Source organism: Stieleria marina, from assembly GCA_007741555.1.
Taxonomy (GTDB): domain Bacteria; phylum Planctomycetota; class Planctomycetia; order Pirellulales; family Pirellulaceae; genus K23-9.
Window position 1 is genome coordinate 7,265,603 of record CP036526.1, and the last position, 22,403, is coordinate 7,288,005.

Annotated in this window: 15 protein-coding genes; 12 read left to right on the top strand and 3 right to left on the bottom strand. The window is 54.8% G+C overall.

Annotated elements, in window-relative coordinates; all coding sequences use genetic code 11:
- The first annotated feature begins 3 nt into the window (after positions 1 to 3).
- Positions 4 to 3,981, top strand: coding sequence for an efflux RND transporter permease subunit (locus K239x_RS25655; RefSeq protein WP_145421150.1), 3,978 nt, complete (start codon positions 4 to 6; stop codon positions 3,979 to 3,981).
- A gap of 96 nt (positions 3,982 to 4,077) precedes the next feature.
- Here the strand turns inward: K239x_RS25655 and K239x_RS25660 are convergent, their stop codons facing one another.
- Positions 4,078 to 6,681: an AAA family ATPase gene (locus K239x_RS25660; RefSeq protein WP_419189391.1), complete on the bottom strand. Its 2,604-nt coding sequence runs from the start codon at positions 6,679 to 6,681 to the stop codon at positions 4,078 to 4,080.
- Between the two features lie 517 nt (positions 6,682 to 7,198).
- Between K239x_RS25660 and K239x_RS25665 the strand changes: the two genes are divergently transcribed.
- The 7 genes from K239x_RS25665 to K239x_RS25700 all read left to right on the top strand — a co-directional run bounded on the left by K239x_RS25665 (position 7,199) and on the right by K239x_RS25700 (position 15,830).
- A complete protein-coding gene (locus tag K239x_RS25665; RefSeq protein ID WP_419189392.1) occupies positions 7,199 to 7,987 on the top strand; it encodes a restriction endonuclease in 789 nt (262 codons plus the stop codon).
- A 308-nt stretch (positions 7,988 to 8,295) separates the two neighbouring features.
- Positions 8,296 to 8,538: a hypothetical protein gene (locus K239x_RS25670; RefSeq protein ID WP_419189393.1), complete on the top strand. Its 243-nt coding sequence runs from the start codon at positions 8,296 to 8,298 to the stop codon at positions 8,536 to 8,538.
- A gap of 786 nt (positions 8,539 to 9,324) precedes the next feature.
- The gene (locus tag K239x_RS25680) at positions 9,325 to 11,010 is read left to right on the top strand and encodes an efflux RND transporter periplasmic adaptor subunit (RefSeq protein WP_145421155.1); all 1,686 of its coding nucleotides are present in this window, start codon (positions 9,325 to 9,327) and stop codon (positions 11,008 to 11,010) included.
- Between the two features lie 12 nt (positions 11,011 to 11,022).
- A complete protein-coding gene (locus K239x_RS25685; RefSeq protein ID WP_145421156.1) occupies positions 11,023 to 14,244 on the top strand; it encodes an efflux RND transporter permease subunit in 3,222 nt (1,073 codons plus the stop codon).
- Positions 14,245 to 14,287: 43 nt separating this feature from the next.
- Positions 14,288 to 14,647, top strand: coding sequence for an RND transporter (locus K239x_RS25690; protein WP_145422584.1), 360 nt, complete (start codon positions 14,288 to 14,290; stop codon positions 14,645 to 14,647).
- A gap of 102 nt (positions 14,648 to 14,749) precedes the next feature.
- Positions 14,750 to 15,235: a thioredoxin family protein gene (locus K239x_RS25695; protein WP_419189394.1), complete on the top strand. Its 486-nt coding sequence runs from the start codon at positions 14,750 to 14,752 to the stop codon at positions 15,233 to 15,235.
- Complete coding sequence (locus K239x_RS25700; protein WP_145421157.1) at positions 15,228 to 15,830, top strand: cation diffusion facilitator family transporter; 603 nt, start codon at positions 15,228 to 15,230, stop codon at positions 15,828 to 15,830. The genes K239x_RS25695 and K239x_RS25700 overlap by 8 nt, the downstream gene beginning before the upstream one ends.
- Positions 15,831 to 15,857: 27 nt before the next feature.
- Here K239x_RS25700 and K239x_RS25705 read toward each other — a convergent pair whose 3' ends face one another.
- Together K239x_RS25705 and K239x_RS25710 are read right to left on the bottom strand one after the other, a co-directional pair.
- Entirely contained in the window at positions 15,858 to 16,592 is a 735-nt protein-coding gene (locus K239x_RS25705) for a hypothetical protein (protein WP_145421158.1), read from the bottom strand.
- Positions 16,593 to 16,719: 127 nt separating this feature from the next.
- Positions 16,720 to 17,076, bottom strand: a complete 357-nt coding sequence (locus K239x_RS25710; protein WP_145421159.1) for a hypothetical protein — start codon at positions 17,074 to 17,076, stop codon at positions 16,720 to 16,722.
- 300 nt (positions 17,077 to 17,376) lie between these two features.
- Between K239x_RS25710 and K239x_RS25715 the strand changes: the two genes are divergently transcribed.
- The 4 genes from K239x_RS25715 (at position 17,377) to K239x_RS25730 (ending at position 22,393) form a co-directional block, all read left to right on the top strand.
- Entirely contained in the window at positions 17,377 to 17,982 is a 606-nt protein-coding gene (locus tag K239x_RS25715; RefSeq protein WP_145421160.1) for a hypothetical protein, read from the top strand.
- A gap of 343 nt (positions 17,983 to 18,325) precedes the next feature.
- A complete protein-coding gene (locus K239x_RS25720) occupies positions 18,326 to 19,903 on the top strand; it encodes a TolC family protein (protein WP_419189395.1) in 1,578 nt (525 codons plus the stop codon).
- A gap of 254 nt (positions 19,904 to 20,157) precedes the next feature.
- A complete protein-coding gene (locus K239x_RS25725) occupies positions 20,158 to 20,658 on the top strand; it encodes a hypothetical protein (RefSeq protein ID WP_145421162.1) in 501 nt (166 codons plus the stop codon).
- A gap of 247 nt (positions 20,659 to 20,905) precedes the next feature.
- Positions 20,906 to 22,393 (top strand): efflux RND transporter periplasmic adaptor subunit, encoded by a 1,488-nt coding sequence (locus K239x_RS25730; RefSeq protein WP_473163553.1) that lies wholly within the window; start codon positions 20,906 to 20,908, stop codon positions 22,391 to 22,393.
- The last annotated feature ends 10 nt before the right edge of the window (positions 22,394 to 22,403 follow it).

A 22,403-nucleotide genomic window follows, 5' to 3' on the forward strand; every position in this document is an offset into this window, starting at 1 on the left:
AACATGACAAACAACGATGAGACCATTGAAAACGCGAAACGCTCAATCCTCGGCCGACTGATTTGGTTCTGCTTGACCAACAAGCTGGTCATCATGTTGTTGGTCATTGCGACGATGGGTTGGGGCGTGATGGTCGCTCCATTCGATTGGGACACCGGAGCGTTGCCTCGCGATCCCGTTCCCGTCGATGCGATTCCCGACATCGGCGAAAACCAACAGATCGTGTTCACGCAGTGGATGGGACGCAGCCCACAAGACGTCGAAGACCAGATCGGTTATCCGCTGACGGTCGCGCTGCTGGGAATCCCCGAGGTCAAGACGATCCGCAGCTATTCGATGTTCGGCTTCTCGTCGATCTACATCATCTTTGGCGAAGACGCGGACTTCTATTGGTCGCGAACGCGGGTACTTGAAAAGCTGAACAGTCTGCCGGCCGGCACTTTGCCAGATAGTGTGCAACCGACGCTGGGACCAGACGCGACGGCACTCGGACAGATTTATCTCTATACGCTCGAAGGCCGCGATCCTGATGGAAAACCGACCGGTGGTTGGGATTTGCGAGAACTGCGAACGATCCAGGATTACTACGTTCGTTATTCGTTGACGTCGGCCGAAGGCATCAGCGAAGTCGCTTCGATTGGCGGCTTTGTTCAGGAATACCAAATCGACGTCGACCCTGACGCGATGAGGGCTGCTGGCGTGACGCTGGCCAATGTGTTCGAGTCGATTCGCATGACGAACGTCGACGTCGGTGCTCGGACGATTGAACTGAATAAGGCTGAATACGTCATCCGTGGTCTCGGCTTTATCGAGAGCATTGAAGACATTGAAAAGACGGTCGTGAAGGTGACGGATAACGTTCCGATCACGGTGGCCGACGTTGGCAACGTGTCGCTAGGTCCGGCACTGCGGCGTGGTGCTCTCGACAAAGCCGGTGCCGAAGCCGTCGGCGGCGTCGCGGTCGTGCGTTACGGGTACAACCCGTTGGCGGCGATCAAGAACATCAAACAGCGCATCAAAGAAGTCTCACCGGGTTTGCCGACGAAAGTACTCGTCGACTACACGAAGACGTCGGCTGATGAAGTTGACCTGTACGCCGATCGTCATGACCTGGAGCCGATCACGGGCGCGACCGCCAGCAGCGATGCGTGGGTGAAGCACCTTCGTGGCATGTCGCAAGAACAGTGGCCCAGCTGGATCACGACCAGTCAAGTCGCGGTTGTGCCGTTCTACGATCGTACGGGCTTGATCTACGAAACACTGGGCACGTTGAACACGGCGCTGTTTGAAGAAATCCTCGTCACGATCATCGTAATCTTGGTGATGGTCATCCATTTGCGCAGCTCGTTCCTCATCAGTGCGTTGCTTCCGCTGGCTGTTTTGATGTGCTTCATCGCCATGAAGACCTTCGGTGTGGACGCGAACATCGTGGCGTTGTCGGGAATCGCGATTGCGATTGGGACAATGGTCGACATGGGGATTATTGTCACGGAGAACATTCTCAAATATCTCGATGAGGCCGATCCCGAAGACGACAAGATGACGTTGATCTTTAAGGCCACTCACGAAGTCGCCGGCGCGGTTTTGACCGCCGTGACAACCACCGTGGTCAGTTTCCTACCCGTGTTCACGATGATCGGTGCCGAAGGAAAGCTGTTTCGGCCGCTCGCCTTCACCAAGACATTCGCACTCGCAGCATCCGTCATCGTGGCGTTGACCATCATTCCGCCAGTCGCCCACGTCCTGATGGGCGGACGCATTGAATCAAAGAGCCTGCGTCGTGGAGCTTGGTTCGCGTTGCTGATCCTCGGCATTGCCGCGTCGATGCTGCTGACATGGTGGGTCGGTGCAATCTTGATCGTGCTATCGGCCTACAAACTGTATGAAGATCGGATTCCCGAGAGTTACCAGCGTTACGGCCCGTATGCGACCAGCGCACTTGCGGCGCTGGTCGTCGGCGTGTTGCTGACTCAGGAATGGTTGCCGCTGGGGCCGCAGAAAGGTTTGCTACTGAACTTGCTGTTCGTCGGCGGATTGATTGGCGGCATCCTGGGGTTCTTTACCGTCTTTCAACGATTCCTGTACGAACCGATCCTGCGTTGGTGCCTCGATCACAAACTTGCGTTCATGACGCTGCCGATCGCGATCCTTTTGTTCGGCGGATCGGCTTGGTTGGGCTTCGACAAGGTGTTCGGGTTCATCCCCAAGACGCTCTCGATGGTTGGCGTTTCGGAAACCACCGTTCGGCAATCCGGTCCTTGGCAAACCGCAACCGGCGTGCTGCCGGGACTCGGCAAAGAGTTCATGCCGCCGCTTGATGAAGGCTCTTTCCTCTACATGCCGACAACGATGCCGCACGCTTCGATCGGTGAAGCTCTCGACGTGTTGCAATTACAGAATCAATTGCTGGTGTCGATTCCCGAAGTCGAATCAGTCGTCGGCAAGATCGGTCGCGCCGACACGCCGCTCGACCCGGCTCCCGTGTCGATGCTCGAAACCTACATCACTTACAAATCGGAATACAAAACCGATCAGAACGGTCATCGGCTGAACTTTCGCTACGACAACGCATCCGAAGAATTTGTCCGCGACGAAACAGGCGAATTGATCCCTGATCCCGGCGGCCGACCGTTTCGACAATGGCGTGACGAGATTCGCAAGCCAGACGACATTTGGCAAGCGATCACGACGGCGGCCCAGATACCCGGCACGACGTCGGCACCCAAGCTCCAACCGATCGCTGCTCGGATCGTGATGCTGCAAAGCGGCATGCGTGCGCCGATGGGGATGAAGGTCAAAGGCCCGGACCTAGAAACGATCGAACGCGTTGCCTTGGAATTGGAATCGCTGCTGAAACAGATTCCCACCGTTCAATCGTCTGCCGTGATAGCTGACCGCATCGTCGGCAAGCCGTACTTGGAAATCGACATCGACCGCGACGCGATCAAGCGATACGGACTGCACATCCGCAGCGTTCAGGATGTGATCGAAGTCGCGATCGGCGGCCGGCAAATCACCACGACCGTCGAAGGCCGCGAACGGTTCCCCGTCCGAGTCCGATACGCTCGGGAGCTACGTGACGACCTGGAATCGCTCGACCGAATTTTGGTCCCGACGCCGATGGGGCCGCAGATACCGCTCGGACAACTCGCCGACATTCGCTACACACGCGGCCCACAAGTCATCAAGAGCGAAGACACGTTCTTGCTCGGTTACGTGCTGTTCGACAAGAAGCCTGGCGAAGCGGAAGTCGATGTGGTCGAAGATGCTCAGGCGTTCTTGCAATCGAAGATCAACTCGGGCGAGTTCACGCTGCCGGCCGGTGTGACTTACACGTTTGCGGGCAACTACGAAAACCAAATCCGATCGCAGAAAACGCTGGCGATCGTGCTTCCACTGGCACTCGGGATCATCTTCTTGATCCTGTACATGCAGTTCAAATCCGCCATCACGACATCGCTGGTGTTCAGCGGCATTCTGATCGCATGGGCCGGCGGCTTCATCATGCTGTGGCTGTACGGCACCGAGTGGTTCCTCGACTTCAGTTTGCTCGGCACGAACATGCGTGAGCTGTTCCAAGTCAAAACGATCAACCTCAGCGTCGCCGTCTGGGTCGGTTTCCTGGCCCTGTTCGGAATCGCCAGCGACGACGGCGTCGTAATCGCGTCCTACCTCGACGAAAGCTTCCGCAAGGATCGCATTGAAAACGCCAAACACGCTCGCGAAGCCACCGTCACCGCCGGAATGCGTCGCGTACGACCGTGCTTGATGACCACGGCAACCACGCTGCTAGCACTCATCCCCGTCCTCACTTCCACCGGACGCGGCAGCGACATCATGGTGCCAATGGCGATCCCCAGTTTCGGCGGCATGACCATTGAGATCATGACGATGCTCGTCGTGCCAGTGCTTTATTGCAGTGCGATGGAGTGGAAGCTGAAACTTGGCGTCAAGGACGAACGCTTTGCAGAGGACGCTTAGCTTCTTCGGATCGGCAAATTGTGGTCCTGTAAGATGGATTCAAGTTGCACCGGTGCCGGCCACCACACATGGCGTGAGCAACTTTGCAGTGGGTGACTACTTTCGTCGAGGACGCAGGCGGTCAACCCAGTCCTGCAGGCCCTGTATGTCATTCTTTAGCTCGTCCGGTTCCGGGAAAGGTGCATTCTCCGCCGAAGCTTGATCATGTCCAGGTAACCACCGCGATGTTTTTGTCATCGCCGCTTCGAGCGTTGTACAATCCTCCTCTGTAATATCGCACAGGCACGACGCCCGTTGGGTCTCGACGGACTTTCGGTAGCGTTCGACGACGCCCCCAATAAGCACCTCTTCAACGGCTCGCTCCCAAGCTTCTCGCAACATGCCGTAGATGGTTGTCGCTTGAAATTCGTAAGCAGATTGGTTGCCAGTCCTATATTGCTTCTCCGCCTGAACGTAAAGCTCCTTCAGGAAACCAATACGCGACTTCACTTTCATGGCCACCCATGGCAATTGCTTGGCAGTGACGCCAGCACCACTCTTGTCTCGTCTCAAATATTGGTGCGTAAGGTCGACGCCAAGCTCATCCGCTTTGTCGACGAGCGATAACAAGAAAACGATGTCGTGCGTGAAAACAATCACCTGCCGCTTTTGTGCTTCATGAGCTAGACGACGTGCTACGTTCTCCCTCCAATTGTGGTCAAGTGATGAGACCGGATCGTCGAACAGAATCGCGGACCGGTCAGCTGTCGTGCTAAGTTCAGCGAAGAACGAGGCGATAGAAAGGCACCTCGCCTCTCCTTCACTTACCACTTTTGGAACCGACACGCCTGGGGCACGCTTCAGCTGCAATTTATGAAACAGTGATCCGCGAGCTCCCCCAGCGGAAGTTAACTCCACTTCGACATGCTTGAACCGCAGCGCATCTAGCTCACTAGCAAAACTCTTCGCCAACTGCTTCGTAACTGCTCGTTCCGTAATGTCACTACTTTTTCGGGTGATCTTGTTCGTCTTCGTTTCTTCAAACGCTAACTGATAGGCCGCAATCTTCTTTTGCCGGGTTATTTCGTTGAGAACCGCATCGACGTTCTCTGAGAGTTGCTCTCGGGCCGCAAGCTCCGCAATCGCCAACTGCAATTTCTCCTTTTTCTTGTCGTCTTTTCCTTCTCGCAGTTCTTGCGATCGCACCTTGAGGCTGGTCACTCGAGCTGCAAGAATGTTGTCGCTCAATGAAGCCGCGTCCAAGTCGCTCGGACATTCTTTTTCTTCGTCAATTGCCTCCAACACCGCTTTACATCGAGCTTCCGCCGATACGAGGAAAGTCCCCGTGACCTCTGCTATTTCTGGGGATTCAACTTTTAGCTCGTCGAGAGCCAAATTGGATTCCTCGTTGGTTACAACAAGTTCGGCAAATCGCTTCTGGTACTGTCGATATGCACGGACGTCTTTGTCATGCTCTATTTGAAGTGCGGACTCGAGAAACTTTTTGAACGCAAGCAGTCTCTCTGACGCCTCATCTGAAAGCTCTTGCTGACAAAGCACACATCGTGCGTCAGCCTCCGTCACCGGGAACATCTGCTCGGAGTACGGACCAGTATCCGAAAAACGTTTTGCCGCCGACCACAATTCTCGCCATGCCTCCGAACCGGTGTTCAGCAATGGCTGGCCATCAAACGCGTTGGACCGCATCTGCTCACTAAGTCGCGCAGAATCTTCCATCTTGTTGCGAGCCTCGAACGTCTTTCGAATAACATCATCGGTGAGCGAGGCTGTTACCTTAGCCACGTGTCCCGCCATCCACTCCATACGCCTGGCTCTCAGGTCCAAGACCTTCGCCTCCTTGACCGGGTCTTCGGCGTCCGTGTCTCGTAGTCTCACTCGCAGGCCTTCCAGCTCGGAAGCGTCTTCGGTCGTGAATTCGGCCAACACCTTTATGGCGTCGGCGTCTGTTAGCGATGTAATGTGTGAGATTAGATTGTCGACCGCCGTTCCTTCGGGGATGTTCGCAACAATTGGCACTGTTGGTGAGAAAAGCTGCTTCCGTTCTTTCTCCAGCAGGTTTCGTAAAGCTTCGCATGCATCGGATAGTTTGTCGAAGAGGTCGAGTCCGAGCGGCCGAAATGCTACGTCGGTCTTTTCCGCGATATAGACGCTGGCACAATGGCGGTCGAAAACGCTGATACGACCCAGCGAGACCGAATCAGCCCCATCATCTCCCCAGAGAAATTCTTCATGCTCGGCACCGATATCAAATTGAATAGATGCTTGCGGTCGCCCGGGGGCAACATCCAAAACGACGTTTCCAAGAATGGCCTCTGCACCACGTGCTCTGCACGCTTTCTTCAGTATGCGTGTATACCCTGATTTCCCTGCCGCGTTCCCTCCATATACAACCGTGATTGAAGAACCAAAGTTCAACGTCTGTTCTTTGGCTAGTGCGTTGACACCGTCATGGTGCGTCAGTGATTTCAGACGCAACGGTTCCATTGACGCTCCACGTTCGGGGAGATATTTAACTGCGAGCGGCTCCGAGCTGCACTTCTCCGCTAGTCCGAAAGACGCTTTGCAAATTGATGCCAGTTCATCTAGATCCTCAACGGTCAGCTCACCTTTCACCACGAGACGTCGCAGAGCATCCCTTTGCCACGCCGGCAGTGATTCGGACCAAACCAAAATCTCAGTCAGAACGTCAACAATCGGCATCCAAATTTCCTCCAAACAACCATGAAGTAAGAGTAACATCCAATTGTACCATTCATGTTCCCTTACCGAACCTTGGTCATTGGGTTTGACACGTGTGGTCACAAACGCTCGCGTTTCGGATGTTGCGGATCGCTTGCAGACGTTTTTACCTTCGCGAACCGAGCAATCTTATCGACACGAAATGCGTCCGATTTCATTGCCCGGTTTTCCGGTGGTTCAGTAACCCGACGCAACGCACCTTTGCGAAATCGGCTGCGGAACGCTAACGGCACGGTATAGTAATCGCCGACATGAGTGGGAGATCGAATACCCACATCGAAGATCGACGTGATGTCGCGCCGTGGTAATCTTGTGCAAATCGAAACGGAAGGTAATTGTTTGAATGAACAGGCCAACTTTCGAGCTTAGTCGTCGAAACTCCAAGAACGGAAGGAGCGGAGTTTGTCATGTCCTGAAGGGTCGCTCATTTACCATCCGAGCGAGTCGTTCGCGTACACGGGCGTGGTTCGATTTTGACATGCACTGTGGCAATCACGAAATTAAAGAGATTGTGAGCAAATCGTTATGGAGTCGATATCTTCAGCACCTGGAAGCTGAACGCTATCGGCCAACGATGTACGTAAACGTGACTCACAAGGTCATCTTGCTGCAAGTGCGTAAAGATTTCGAGGAAGAGTGGTTTTCGTCTGCATATGATGTCTGCGCAGATCTGGAGAACCTAATTCGAATCCGGGCGATGTCATGGCTGACCAATGACAAGACGACGTACGAACTTCCTGCAGGCATTTTGCGTGTTGTAGGTAGGGTAGAGGACGGCGACGTTGTTGAAATCGATAAGCGTCTGTTTACCAGGTTCATAGAGGACCTGACGATGGACTATCACATTCTTAAACGTATGTCACCCCGTGACTTTGAGCGAGCAATTGCCGCAGTTTACGCGCGAACCGGTCAATTTGATCGCGTAATTCTGACTCCTGCCAGTGGTGATGAAGGTCGTGATGTGATCTTGGAAGCGTCGAAGTGGGGCGATAAGCGAATGATCGTTGAGGTCAAACGCTACCGTCGTCGTTGCGTTAGCGCCGAGACGGTAAACTCATTAGTCGGCGTCTTGACCGGCGAGGAACCTGGGGCGAAAGCGGCGCTTTTGACCACTTCCACATTTGCTCCTCAACTGAAGCGTCATCGAAGTATCCGGAAAGCTCTCGAGAACGAGAGCCTCGAATTGCTAGAGCTTATTGAGCTTGTGGAAGGCTGCATCCAAAGCGATTACTCAAGTGAACCACTACATTTCGGGACGCGACGGTAGCAGGTCAGCAAGGTCCGATGCGCTGCGCGTATTTCTGGCCAAAGTGGTGCATGGTCTGTCGCTGCAACCTTGATATACATCCGGTTTCGTCGACCGGCAGTGGTTACTTCGATATGCAGTTGTAGGCATACGGCTCAAGCTTCGCTGGATACATTCGGCTTCCCAGCCAGTTGTAGCAGCAGACGATCAGGGCTCCGAAGAGCCAGCCGAGATACGACACTGCGCTAGCGGCTGCCACCGCGAAACTAAACCGCTTAATGTCTAGACTTTGCATGATCGTCTCCATGTGTGGGCTGAGTGTGGTTTGTATGCGTAGATTCGTGGCCTCGCATCATCAGCAAGTGGCATCCCAGCATCAGGACGATGAACACGGTCAACGTGACGCCTTCGCTGACACCGACCCCACATTCAACAACACCTTCTGGCCTTTGCATGACAATGCCATTCAAATCGCAGCTGGCCGCGTTGGCAATCAGATGTCGGTCAACCAAAAGGTGCCGTTCCCAGACAAGCTGAAAACGAAAAACAGCAGCAACTACCACGACCAGTGAAACGATGGTTCCTGTAACAAGCCGCGACCGTGCCAATCGTCAATGACTCGCGACAAGGATAGACTTACCTTTCGCATCAGTTTTGCCGATAAAGCCGATAAAACTGTTCGACTTTCGTGGTATGGCAAAATCATTATTGGCGCGCGACGTGTTACGGCGTACCATTCAACAACCGCTGATCCCCCGTTAGTCACTAGGTTTTCCCCAGTCCCTGATGTTCCGTTTACTTCTGCTTTCGTTCATCGCATTGAGGGTAATTGCTTGCCCAGTGTGTTGTGCCATGGACGGATGTCACGCGGAAAGTGTTGAGGCTGCGGTCACGCATTCTTGCTCTTGCTCGAAGGATCGGGAAGAACCATGTGGAGAGAACGAACTGCCTCCGATGGATTCGCCTTGTCCGTGTGAAACCGGTTGTGAGTGCCAAGTCACTCCAGAGATGAACCATCGGGTAGTCGTGGACGTTCAGTCGATGCTGGACTTTGCGCCGCTTTGTCTGGACACGCTCGATCTACCTGAAGCTCTTGTGGTTCGGTTCGAGGAACAACCTCGCCGACTTGATCTGCCTACTGGTCGATCGGTGCGTCTTGCGCACGCTTCTCTCTTAATCTAGGCCGCTGCTGGCCATCGCTCGCTAACCAGCGAACTGCGTTGCTGTTACCAATCTCTGGTCGTTGCTGCGCGTTTTGATTTGATTTGTCTGGTTGGCCTGCATCCACGGATCGTGCTTGGAAAACGCAACGGTTGCGTTTCGAGCTTGTCCAATCTTTTGCCAGCAGGAGTCGTTCCATGAGTCATTCCATTGTTGATGCGCCGAAACAGCCCCCATCGCGTCATCCGGCGGAGCCGTCCGTCAACGATCATCAGGTCGGTACAGGCGATCCTGAGAATGCAAAGAAAACCGAACAACGCGGACCGCTCCGGCGAGGGTTGTCTCTTGTACTGAGTAGCATCGGGCCGACGTTGGTTCTGATCGGCTTTGCTGCCGTTTTCTACTACGGGCACCACAACGATTGGCGAATTCCTAAGTTCGCCGCGTTGACTGGTAGTGTCGAGACGGTCGCCGACGATTGGTGTGAAGAACACGCCGTGCCGGAGTCGATCTGCGTCGAGTGCGATCCCATCCTGATGCCGAAAGGCCCCGACTACGGTTGGTGCGCGGTGCATGGCGTTCACAACTGCGTGCTCGGTCATCCCGATGTTGCACAGTTGAAGGAGACGACGTCGATCTTGCCAGCCGATCTTGAGCGAGCCGCTCGGGCTTTGGCCGTGGCTCCGCGAAAAGAGAACAACAGTGCTTGCAAGATTTACCAGACCCGCATTCAGTTCGCTTCCATTGAGTCAGTGAAACAGGCTGGCGTTGATGTGGAATTGATTGAACGTGCTCCGATTGTCGAAGCGATCACCGGCAGCGGGGAGATTGTTTACGACCCCACGAAGCAAGCGAGCTTGGCATCGCGAGTTCCCGGCAGCGTATGGCTCGTTACCAAGGGCGTTGGCGATTTGGTCACCAAGGGAGAAGTTCTCGCCGTCGTGGATGCAGTACAGGTCGGTGATTTGAAAACAAGCCTCCTGCGGGCGTTGGCCGAAGAAAACCTGCAACGACAAAACGTCTCACGGCTGAATCAAGCTCGAAGTGCCATTGCGGGTTCGCGGATCCTCGATGCTGAAGCTGCCCTGTCCAAAGCTCAAGCGGATGTGTTGTCCGCTGAACAGTCGTTGCGAAATCTTGGATTGCAGATCGAAACCGAATCGCTGCGAGGTTTGTCTGAGCGACAAGTCCTCGACAATCTGCGCTTGCTCGGAATTCCCGGTGAGATTCGCGCCCAACTCAACAGCAAGACAATCACCTCGAACCTAATTCCGATCGTTTCGCCGATCGAAGGCTTCGTCACGCAACGGCATGTTGCTCCGGGTGAAGTCGTTGACCCGACTCGCATTCTGTTTGAAGTCGCGAACACCAGCCAGATGTGGCTCACACTCAATGTTCCACTAGAGAACATGGATCAGCTTGCGGTCGGGCAACCGATTCGCTTTCAAGCCGATGGCAGTCGCTATGAAGTGGAAGGCAAGTTGGACTGGATTAGCACGGCGGCGGACTCGCAAACGCGGATGGTGCAGGTGCGAGCAATGCTGCCGAACGTTGGCGGCAAGTTGCGAAGCGAAACGTTCGGTACGGGCCAAATCATTTTGAGGGAAGAGTCAGACGCCATCGTGATTCCCAACGGATCGTCGCACTGGGAAGGTTGCTGCCAAGTTGTATTTGTGCGTGACAAGCATTACTTCGACAGTCCCGACAGCTTCAAAGTCTTTCACGTCCGTTCGGTACGCTTGGGTGCAACGAACGGGGAATTCACGGAAGTCATTTCTGGTGTGCTTCCCGGTGAAGTGATCGCCGCAGCGGGCAGTGACGTGCTGCGAGCGCAGTTACTAAAAAACAATCTTGGTGCAGGCTGCGACTGCGTCGCAGAATAAAGGAGAGCACGGATGCTAAATTGGCTAATCGACGTATCACTGCGCCATCGTGCGCTCGTGATTCTAACGACGGCGTTGTTCGCGGCTGTCGGCGTGTTCTCACTCCAGCAGCTCGATATCGACGCATTCCCGGACACCACTCCGGTTCAAATTCAGATCAACACGGTCGCCCCGTCGCTGGCGTCCGAGGAAATCGAACGGCAGATCACCTTCCCCGTCGAGCAGGCAATCAGCGGATTGCCAGGACTCCACGAATTACGTTCGATCTCCAAGTTCGGACTGTCACAGGTCGTGGTCATCTTTGATGATGGCATCGACATCTATTTTGCTCGTCAGTTGATTAACGAACGGTTGTCCACAGTCGAGCTACCCGACGGCATCAGCCGACCGCAGATGGGTCCGGTCTCGACCGGTTTGGGAGAAGTTTTTCACTACGTTCTGGTTTACGACGGTGTTGACTTCTCGGAAGCCTCTCAGGCCGAGCGTGTCAAACGCATGACCGAGTTGCGAACGATTCACGACTGGGTGGTCAAGCCACAATTGCGATCGGTTCGAGGTGTGGCCGAAGTCAACAGTTGGGGTGGGTACGAGAAGCAATATCAGATTCGTCTCGATCCCGAAGGGCTGTTCAAGTACGGCCTGACCTTCGAGCAGGTATCTGATGCAATTGAAACGAACAACGAGAATGTCGGCGGCGGTACGGTCACTGACGGCAGCGAAATGCTGCTGGTGCATGGAATTGGCCGAACGGTCAATATCAAGGAGATCGAAGACATCGTCATCACTTCCAAGGATGGCGTGCCAGTTCGCATTCGCGACGTCGCCGATGTGATGATTGGCCATGAGATTCGGCGGGGCGCGGTCACGGCAAACGGTCGCGGTGAAGCGGTGTTGGGGTTGGGCTTCATGCTGATGGGCGAGAACAGCCACGACGTCACTTGGGCCATCAAAGAAAAGATCGAAGGTATTCAGGAATCGCTCCCTGCTGGCGTCAAGATTCAAACAGTCTATGACCGTACCGAGCTAATTGACCATGTCATTCACACGGTTCAGAAGAATCTGTTCGAGGGCGGTTTGCTGGTCGTTGCAGTGTTGTTCATTTTCCTGGGAAATCTGCGAGCAGGAATCATTGTGGCGCTCGCAATTCCGCTGTCGATGCTGTTCGCGTTCTCAGGAATGCTGAAGTTCGGCATCGCTGCCAGCTTGCTTAGCCTCGGTGCCATCGACTTTGGATTGGTCGTCGATAGTTCAGTCGTGATGATTGAAAACTGCGTTCGTTGCCTGGCCCATAAGTCGGACGGTCGCAGTCGCTTGCAGATCATTCGCGATGCTGCGGTTGAGGTTCGCAAGCCGACCATGTTTGGCGAACTGATCATCATGATCGTCTACTTGCCGATCCTGACGCTTGAAGGCATCGAGGGCAAGCTGTTCCGACCGATGGCAATGACCGTGATTATGGCTCTTGCCGGGTCGATGGTTCTTTCACTGACACTGATGCCCGTGTTGGCGAGCCTGTTCCTGCCCAAGAACATCAAAGAAACCGAGCCACTACTGATTCGCGTGTTGAAACGTCTCTACGCACCGGTGTTGCGGTTCACGATGCACCACAAGACGTTCATTATCGGATCGGCCCTGTTGTTACTCGTATCCGTTTTTGGCCTCGTCGCTCCGAATCTCGGCAGCGAGTTCGTCCCGCGACTTTCTGAAGGTGCTATCACGATCAACGTGGTGCGACTGGCGGGGACGACGCTGGAAGAATCCATGCGCTACAACACGAAAATGGAGCAGGTCATTCTCGAAAAGTTTCCGGATGAAGTCGCACAGGTCTGGAGTCGCATCGGAACGGCGGAGGTGGCGACCGACCCAATGGGTACGGAGTTGACCGACTTGTTTCTGACGCTGCATCCACGTGAGAAATGGACGCGCGCCGAGACGCAGGATGAATTGGTGATCAAGGTGCAGGAAGAGCTGCGTGATCTACCCGGTCCGCGATTGGCGATGTCGCAGCCGATTGAAATGCGAATGAACGAAATGATCTCCGGTGTACGCTCGGATGTCGCCGCGATTCTTTACGGCGATGACTTGGACGTTATGGTGGAGAAAGCCGAAGAAATTGAGCGGGCACTCAACTCGATTCCCGGTTCGGAAGACGTGAAAGTCGAACAGGTTTCTGGCCAGCCGGTTCTGCAAATTCGCATCAACCAAGACCAGATCGCTCGCTACGGAGTCCCCGCCAGCACGGTCATGAATCTTGTCCGCTCTTTGGGCACGCATAACGTCGGCGAAGTCTACGAAGGCCAATTGCGGTTTCCACTGATCATCCGACTGCCCGAAGAAGCTCGCGCTAATCCGGAGGCCATCAAGCAAATCTTGGTTGCCACGCCATCTGGAGAACGTATCCCGCTTTCCCGACTGGCCACGATCGAAACCGTGGAAGGTTGGAACACGATCAAGCGAGATTGGTATCAACGACGGATCACAATTGAATCGAATGTCCGTGGTCGCGACTTGGGCAGCTTCGTTGCCGAAGCTCAACGTGTGGTTGCTGAAAAGGTGCAATTGCCCGCAGGACGCTACCGCATCGAATGGGGTGGGCAATTCGAGAATCTACAACGGGCTCAAACCCGTCTAATGATCGTGGTGCCAATCGCACTCCTGATGATTCTCTCGCTGCTTTACATGACGTATCGCAACTGGGTTGACTCGTTCCGTGTCTTTACAGGCGTTCCATTCGCGTGGATTGGCGGGATTCTGGCGTTGTGGATTCGCGACATGCCGTTTTCGATTTCGGCAGCGGTTGGATTCATCGCATTGTCCGGAGTCGCGGTGCTCGATGACATGCTGCTTGTGTCAACGATTCGGCAACTGCGACGAAAAGGGCGATCACTTGACGAAGCGGTCGAAGAGGCCGCGATGACTCGATTGCGTCCAATCTTGATGACGACGCTCGTGGCGAGTCTTGGATTCGTCCCGATGGCATTCAGCACCGGGATGGGAGCCGAAGTGCAACGACCACTGGCAACGGTGGTCATTGGCGGCGTGTGTAGCGCGATGGTGATGAGTTTGCTCGTGCTTCGAGTGCTCTACGTCGTGTTCAACACGCCGATGGACAAACTGCGCAGTGATGCTGATGCAGGTGATGACGACGACGGAGACGATGACGGTCATCGTCTTGAACCCAATGAACCGATTGACCCAGATATCAGGCGCGCGTCTGAAACGGCATCGGTCTAACTTTAGTTCGGCCATGCCGAAGGAGAATTTTACGATGACAATGATGAATTGGATGACTAGCTTCAAAGGCATTTCGCTCGCAACCATCGCCGCCATGGCGATCGGATTGAGTGGATGCAATAAAGACCAAGTCACAAGCGACGGTGCAGCAGATCCCGTCGCGGCAACCAACGTCGATCACAGCCACGGTGGTTGGTGGTGCGTCGAACATGGTGTGCCTGAGGAAGAATGTGCGCTCTGCGACAAGTCGCTGGTGTCGAAGTTCAAGGAGGATGGAGATTGGTGCGACGAGCACGATCGACCAGAATCGCAGTGCTTCATTTGCAGTCCTGCACGATTCGACAAATTCGCAATGCGATACGAAGCCAAAACGGGTCAAAAGCCACCGCAACCGGAGGAGTAGAACTGCCCGGCGTAGTGGCTGAGGCGTCGTCCGTTTCTGACTAAGCGGTCAGATCGCGCCGCCTTAGCGTTACGCCAAACTATCAATTCGGGAACGACTTAAATGATCTGGTCTGCCAAGCACTCAATAGCGCTGCTAACTGTGTTTGCGGTTCTCCAAATGGAATGCGGCACTCCCGTTGCAGAAAATTCATTGGATGATGCACAAGCGGATGGCATCAAACCTGTCCAGTTGACCGATGCGAATTTCCAAACGGAGGTGATCGAGTCGGATCTTCCTGTATTGGTCGATATATGGGCACCATGGTGCGGGCCGTGCATCGAAATGAAACCAACGTTGCGACTTGTCACTGAAGAACTGACTGGTCAAGCCAAGGTCGCGGAACTCAATTTCGACGAAAACCCATTCATCAAAGAAAAGTATGGTATCGACCGCTATCCGACGCTGCTGATCTTTCGGAATGGCGAAGAAGTCGATCGTTTGAGTGGTGAAAGAACTGAAGGCGAGCTAATAGAAGCTCTTTCGCCGTTGCTCAGTTCGTCAATCGAAGCAGAAGACGACACGAGCCCCAGGGATAAGCATGACTGACTGCGGATGCGAATTGGAAGTAGAAAGCGACGCACAGCGAAGGACGCTGCGCGTGGTGCTGGCAATCAACGCTGCAATGTTTGTCGTCGAGATTATCGCTGGCGTGCTTGCCAGTTCGACGGGCCTGATCGCGGACTCACTCGACATGCTGGCCGACGCCAGCGTCTACGCAATCAGTCTGTACGCCGTTGGTCGTGCCGCCAACATCCGCCGCAATGCCGCGACTGCCAGCGGCGTGTTGCAACTGGCACTCGGCTTTGGTGTTTTGATCGAAGCGGTCCGCCGCTTCATCGGTGGCGGGGAACCGATCGGCGTTGCGATGATGGCGATGGGCTTCATTGCTTTGATCGCCAATTCTTTTTGCCTGTGGCTGATCGCCAAACACAAAGGCGGTGATGTCAACTTCCGAGCATCCTATATCTTCTCAGCGAACGACGTGATCGCCAACATTGGCGTCATCGTCTCGGGCCTGATCGTCAAACTCTCTGGCTCGCAAATTCCCGATCTCGTCATCGGAATCCTGATCGCTGGCGTTGTTATCCGGGGCGGCGTCAAGATTCTTAGGATGGCCGGTTCCGGCGAGGAAGCGAGTTAAGCGATGACGGAAGGTTCCTTAGTTGCGTCAACTGACGGCAAGAGATGGGCTTCCCAAGGCCGTTAGGCTTGGTGGTGGCCCGTCCATTCGGATTGGACCATCGTTTGTGGGTGGACTGCTTGGCTGTGCCGGACGGTCGCGAGGTGCTTCGTAGCGTGGAAGCTCGGGAACTGCATTGCGGTTGGGAAGCGTTGGTGCAGTCATCGGCTGACGATCAGGCGTGCCGAAAGTGACGGCGGGGTTTCGGGGACTCGGATTCACTGGGCCGTGTGAGTGCCCATCGTGTGAATGGTCGCCATGATCATGGCCATCGTTGGCATGGTGGCCCCGGTCATTGTAGGAACCTACGGAACCCGCCGCGCCGTTTGGGACTTCATACTGACGGGGTGCGTCGAGATAGGGTGCATCCTGATATGGTGGATTCTGTTGGGACAATCCATCTAGTGGGGGCTGGTTGTACTGCAACGGGCAACCGACATCGTCGGGGCAGTACACGCTGTTGTTGCTGTGATATTGGTTCAGCGGCATGTCGATGTATCCGAGAGCGATCGGGGCGTGAACGTGATGGCTGTCTTGGTAATTGTACGAGTAGACGTGGACATAGTTATGACTGCCCTGGTAGTGCCCGTGAAAATGTCCGTGGTCGGTGTGGTGTTGAAGTCCATGACCATCTCCACGCCAGTGCTGAGCAATTGCTGGTTGCATTTGCGAAAAGGCAGCGAAAGCGAATGCGGCGAGCGCAACAACGGCGTGTTTCGGCATGTTTTTCATTTCGTTGTAAGTTTTGCACAGAGACAAGAAGACTGAAACAAGAAGGACGGACGAGACTTGCTCGCCCGTCTAGTCGATTCAAAACGGTCGGTAACATTCGCAAGCGAACAACGCTTGATTAGTGGTGTCCGCCAACACCTAGAATATGGAAGCGTCCGATATCAAGGTGCAAGCCACCGCGCTGGCGATGGGGTTGTGCCTGGTATGCGGGAGCGTACTGTTGCTGGTATCGCGGTTGATAGCTCGGTTGATACGTTTGGCCGTATCCATAACCGCCGTAGTTCGATGAATAGCCATAGTTGCCATACGTTTGCACTGGCGAGTGGGCGTAGCTGCCATGGTGGTTTCCACCGTGATGGCCGCCGGAGTAGGCGTGGTGTCCGCCGTGGAAGTAGTCGCTAGCGGTGGCATCGGCATTTCCGGCAAAGGCAAACAATCCTGCCGCGAGGGCGGCAATTGCGAAGGCACGCTTCATGGGGTTTTGTCCTGACATTTCGAGGGGAGCTTCACGGCAAGTGCCGCTGAACACCAACTAACGCAGCTTGTGTGCCAAACTAGAAAACCAACGATTGACGCGATTGTTGCCATTCGCGGCGTAGTCGCATTGATGACCAAGTGACGCGAATGAGACGACAGACTGAGAATCACTTGGAATACTGATTTGCTTCCCCTTCCCCCTCGATTGGTTGGTTAGACTCAATGTTGGTGGGCGATGCGAATGATCCGACGGATCGTGATTGTCCCACACGAATACCCCACGTAAGGAGTTGGTTTGATGAGACGTTTCCTCTCAGTCGCCGTTGCCGTCGTGGCCTTAGCGACCACCGCTCAGGCCCAATGGGTCGTGCCGCACACGACCACGCATCAACACAATGTGCCGCACACGACGACACACACCGACTATGTCCAGCATGGCAATCACGTTGATGCGGTGCCTCATACAACGACGCACATCGACCGCGTTCCCCACACCACCACGCATTTCGATCGCGTCTCGCCCTACGGCAACCAGCCGATTGTGAATCAGCAGTACCAACAACAATATCGCTCGGCCCGTCCAGTGATTCAGGGTACGGTGATTCAGCGCCAATACACGCAGCAACAGTACATTCAGGGTCAGACCTATCCGCAACAAGGGCGAGTGATCTACCGGAACGGCGTTCGACAAAGCGGCTTTGTCCAGCCTTATCAGTCGTACCGTCCCAACTATCAATCCAACGGTCATCTCCATACGGAAACGCACACTGACTACGTTCCCCACACGCAGACACACATCGACTACCAACGGCACGGCAATCACTTGCATGCCGTTCCTCACACAACGACGCACATTGACGCGGTTCCTCATACGACCACGAACGTTCACGGTGGGCACCACTGATCAAAGTGCTAGTGACCACAGTGCCTCGCTGAGGCTTTGAAATGTTGGAATGAATCATGCCGGAACGGAATCCGGCGTTCATCGGTCTCGTTTGCAGGCCCTTCTGCGGGTTTCTTCCGCACAACCGTCACCACCGCACTCGAATGCGTTGGGGAAGGTCCGACTACAGCGATTCGACGGGATATCTCGCTCGTGCTGAACCGATGGAAACCAACGGCTGGTCTAATTTTTCACGGAGGAAAACGCGGTGATCGCAACACAACCGACCAGCAATCGCACTCGTCAATCGCGGCGTCGGCGGTTGCGTGCGGCTTTGAGTATGACTATGGCATTGAGCGCAGCGATGAGTTTCACAGCGGGTTGCCAGAGTGTTGGCAATCACGTTGCGACATCAGCTCACGAATCCGCTACGCATCAATCGACCGAAGCGAGCGTTGCTTTCACTGCGGCTCCAGCCGTCGTTGCGGCACCCGTGATGACGGTCGCATTCAACGACAACTCAGATGATGAAAAGCCTGACGAGAAATTGAAGAACCGAGCGGGCAGCAACGACAAAAAGGACGCAACAGAAGCGGATGATTCCGATGAGGAGTCTGCCAGTTCCTTGCGAGACATCATGGCGTTGGATTCGCCCGAACAGTCGCTCAACGAAGTCACCGTTGAACCATTCTCAACCGGCAACGATTACTACCTCAGCGAACAGCCCGCAGGGTTGACGCTCGAAGCGATTGAGTCGATGGCTTTGGCGAACAATCCGACCATCGCTGAATTGGTCGCGACAACGCAAAAAGCCGCTGGTTTCAAATGCCAAGTCGGGCTGCGTGCCAACCCTGTACTCGGCTACAGCGCTGTCCAACTCGCCGACCAAGGCACCGATCAGCATTCGGTGTTCATCTCGCAAACGATCATTACGGGCGACAAACTGGCGTTAAATCGAGCCGTGCTCAACGAAGCCCTGCGTGGTCAACTCATGCAGCTCGAAGCCCAGAAATATCGCATCGCGACTGACATTCGCATCACGTTCTACGATGCCTTGGCGGCACAGCAACGAGTGAATTTGATCCGCGATTTCCAATCGGTCGCTGACAAGGGAGTCGATCTCGCCGAGCAACTCAAAGAGGCACAAGAAGGCTCACAGTTGGAAATCGTCCAAGCAAAAGTCCAGAAGAACGAGATTGACTTGGCCCTCCGGCAAGCCCAGATTCGCTTCGACGCCGCTTGGCGAGAGATGGCCGCATTGGCCGGCAATCCCGACATGGTGCCCGTGCCACTACAAGGCAAACTGCCCAACGCGGAAACCGCCTTGGACTGGTCGATCGTTGCGTCCACGATGATCGCATCCAGCCCCGAAGTGCAGTCGGCGCAGGCGAGAATCAATCAAGCCCGAGCCAACCTATGCCGCCAACAGGCTCAACCGATTCCAAACCTAGATTTGCAACTTGCCTCTGGGTATGACAACGGCACGGACAACGGCATGATCAACTTTCAAGTCGGAGCACCGATCCCGGTCTTCAACAAGAACCAAGGCAACATCTCCGCGGCCCGCGCTGAGTACGTGCGTGCGTCACGCGAACTCCAGCGAATCGAAAACTCGATCAAAGCACGCTTGGCCCAGGTATCGCGAGACTACGATTCTTCACGGGTCGCTGTCGAACAGTATTCCAACGACATCCTGCCCAACGCGGAGGACGGTTTGAGGCTCGCTGAGCTTGCTTACAAAGCTGGCGAGACGAGTTTCGTGCAAGTCCTAGTGGCGCGTCGAACGTATTTCGACACGAACTTGCAGTACATCGTTTCTCAACAACAACTCGCCCAAGCTCGCGCCCGAGTTGACGGATTCGTCCTGACGGGAGCACTGGATGCCGTGGTCGATAACAGCGGCGATGACAGCTTGCGAGGATTGACGCTGAGCCAGCAGTAAGCGGGATGCCTATTCCACTGGAACCCGTCTCAGGATGGGACAGTGTCGCGGTCAAATCGACAACATTCTCAGGATTTGTCAGACGTTGCTTTTGCGATATTTCCCAACAATTCCCAGTCAGATCGTGATTGGCACGACTCGTGCAATGCCTCAAGGCTAGAGATTCCGCTATAGCCTAGACGCGGCCAAGCCGATAGAACTACTGTGACGATTAGGCTCAGTACGCCGATTGTCCATGTCCTAACAAAGCGACCATGTTTCACAAGCTCCTCACCTACTCGACGATGACCGCCGTAGTGCTTCACGCATTGCTGGGTTGTTGCGTGCATCACGCTCACGCGGGTCACACGCACAGTCACGATGTTGACCAGGTGATGGTGGATGTTCCGCACGTGGTTGGTCTCAATGATGCTGACCACGATCACGATGAACATGCCCACGAAGGTCACAAGGCTTCGCACTTTGATGACGAAGCGAATGAAGTTGGTTGCGAACAGCCTTGTTCGCAGTCGCCTTGTTCGGGATCACATGGACCGCATGAATCTTGTGACGAAGCTGACTGCAACATCGTTGCCGATCAACGGGACAACACCATTTCGTTGATGTTGACCGTCGACTGGTCACCCCTGCTGACGTATTGCTTGTCTTTGTCGTCGCAAGAGTCACTCGCACTACGGTCGGAGTACGGTTTGCCGCCCGATCCGCACTGCGTTGTGCCGCCCCTTCGCCTCCAGACTCAAGTCTGGCGTCTGTAAAGGTCCGCTCTCGTCCGTGTTTGGATGAGAGTGTGCGTGCCTCTATGCCGTAGCGGAAGTCGTCAAGACTTTCGATCCTCGTGCATCAGCTCTAACACTCTTGGCGTGTTCCGCTAGCGCTGATCTGTGCTACCGGCATTCGCCGTTCATCTGCCACGGACGCTTCTTCGCGTTGACCTTACTCTGATCCACACGCATTGAATCGTGGGTCGGTTTCTCCGGCAGTTGTTCCGTTGGTTTCGTTACCATGAAAATCCGTATGCCCAAAGTGCCCATGAAGTGGGTTTGGCTAATCGCCATGCTGATCGTTGTGATCGTCGGTGGTTTTACTTGGCAGCGTTGGTTCCCGGCCACCAAAGCGTGGGTCGATCAAACCGCTGTTTCTTTCCGCAATGGCGGAGGCGAATCACACGAGGGTGAGGCGGCTGGCGAGGCTGATCCTCATGCCGGTCACGATCACGCAGCGCATGCCGGGCACGACGAGGCGACTTCGTTGGAATTATCAAAGCAGGCCATCCGCAACATTGGATTGTCCGACGAAACGATCCGCCCGATCAAGCTAGAAACCTTCAGTCGATCCATCACGGTGCCCGCCGTCGTCGTCGAACGTCCTGGTCGTTCACGAGTCCAAGTTGCCACGCCGATGACTGGCGTCGTCACGCATGTTCACGCGGTGCAAGGCGAAGCGGTCGAGCCGGGAAGTCTGCTGTTTCAGATTCGCTTGACACACGAAGACCTTGTCAACGCACAAACCGATTTCCTTCGCACGCTTGGGGAACTCGATGTTGAACAACGCGAGGTCGCTCGATTGCAACAGGTCACCCGAAGTGGTGCGATCGCTGGCAAGGTTTTGCTGGAACGACAATACGCCCGCGACAAACTGAACGCCAATTTGAGTGCCATGCGTGAATCGCTTCGGCTGCACGGGTTGTCGGACAACCAAGTGGATCAAATCGAACACGAGCGACGGTTGCTCCGTGAGCTACAAGTCTTCGCTCCGAGCGTCGATAGCCACGGTGAGGAAGAATTGCGATTGACCCAGCGAGTCATTCAAGCGGGTTACGTCAAAGGCGATTCGCCCAAACACACTGGCCCATTGATCCTGCAAGACTTGGCCGTTCACAAAGGCCAATCCATCAACGCGGGCGAAACGCTTTGCATCTTAACTGACTACGACGAACTGTTCATCGAAGGACTCGCGTTCGAGCAAGACATTCGACAACTTCGCAAAGCGTCCCAGAATGGCTGGGCAGTTGACGCGATCTTGGAAGAACCAGGCTCCGAATCCCGTGTGATCGAGGGCTTGGAAATGGCTTATCTCGCCAATCAAGTCGATGCTCAGTCGCGAACGTTGAACTTCTACGTTCGCCTCCCCAACCAAGTTGCCAAGGATCATCGCGCCGACGGCAATCGCTACGTCGAATGGCGTTACGTCCCCGGTCAACGGATGCAGTTGCGAGTACCAGTTCAAGAAATGCCGGAACAAATCGTTGTGCCTGTCGAGGCGATTGCGAGCGAAGGGGCGGAAACTTTCGTGTTCCAGCAGAACGGAAGTCACTTCGATCGCGTGCCGGTTCATGTGAAGTACCGCGATCAGTATTCCGCCGTGATCGACAACGACGGTTCGCTGTTCCCCGGTGATGTCATCGCCATGCGTGGCGCTCATCAAATGCAAATGGCTCTCAAGAACAAGTCTGGCGGTGGAGTTGATCCACACGCAGGCCACAACCACTAAGGAGCCACAT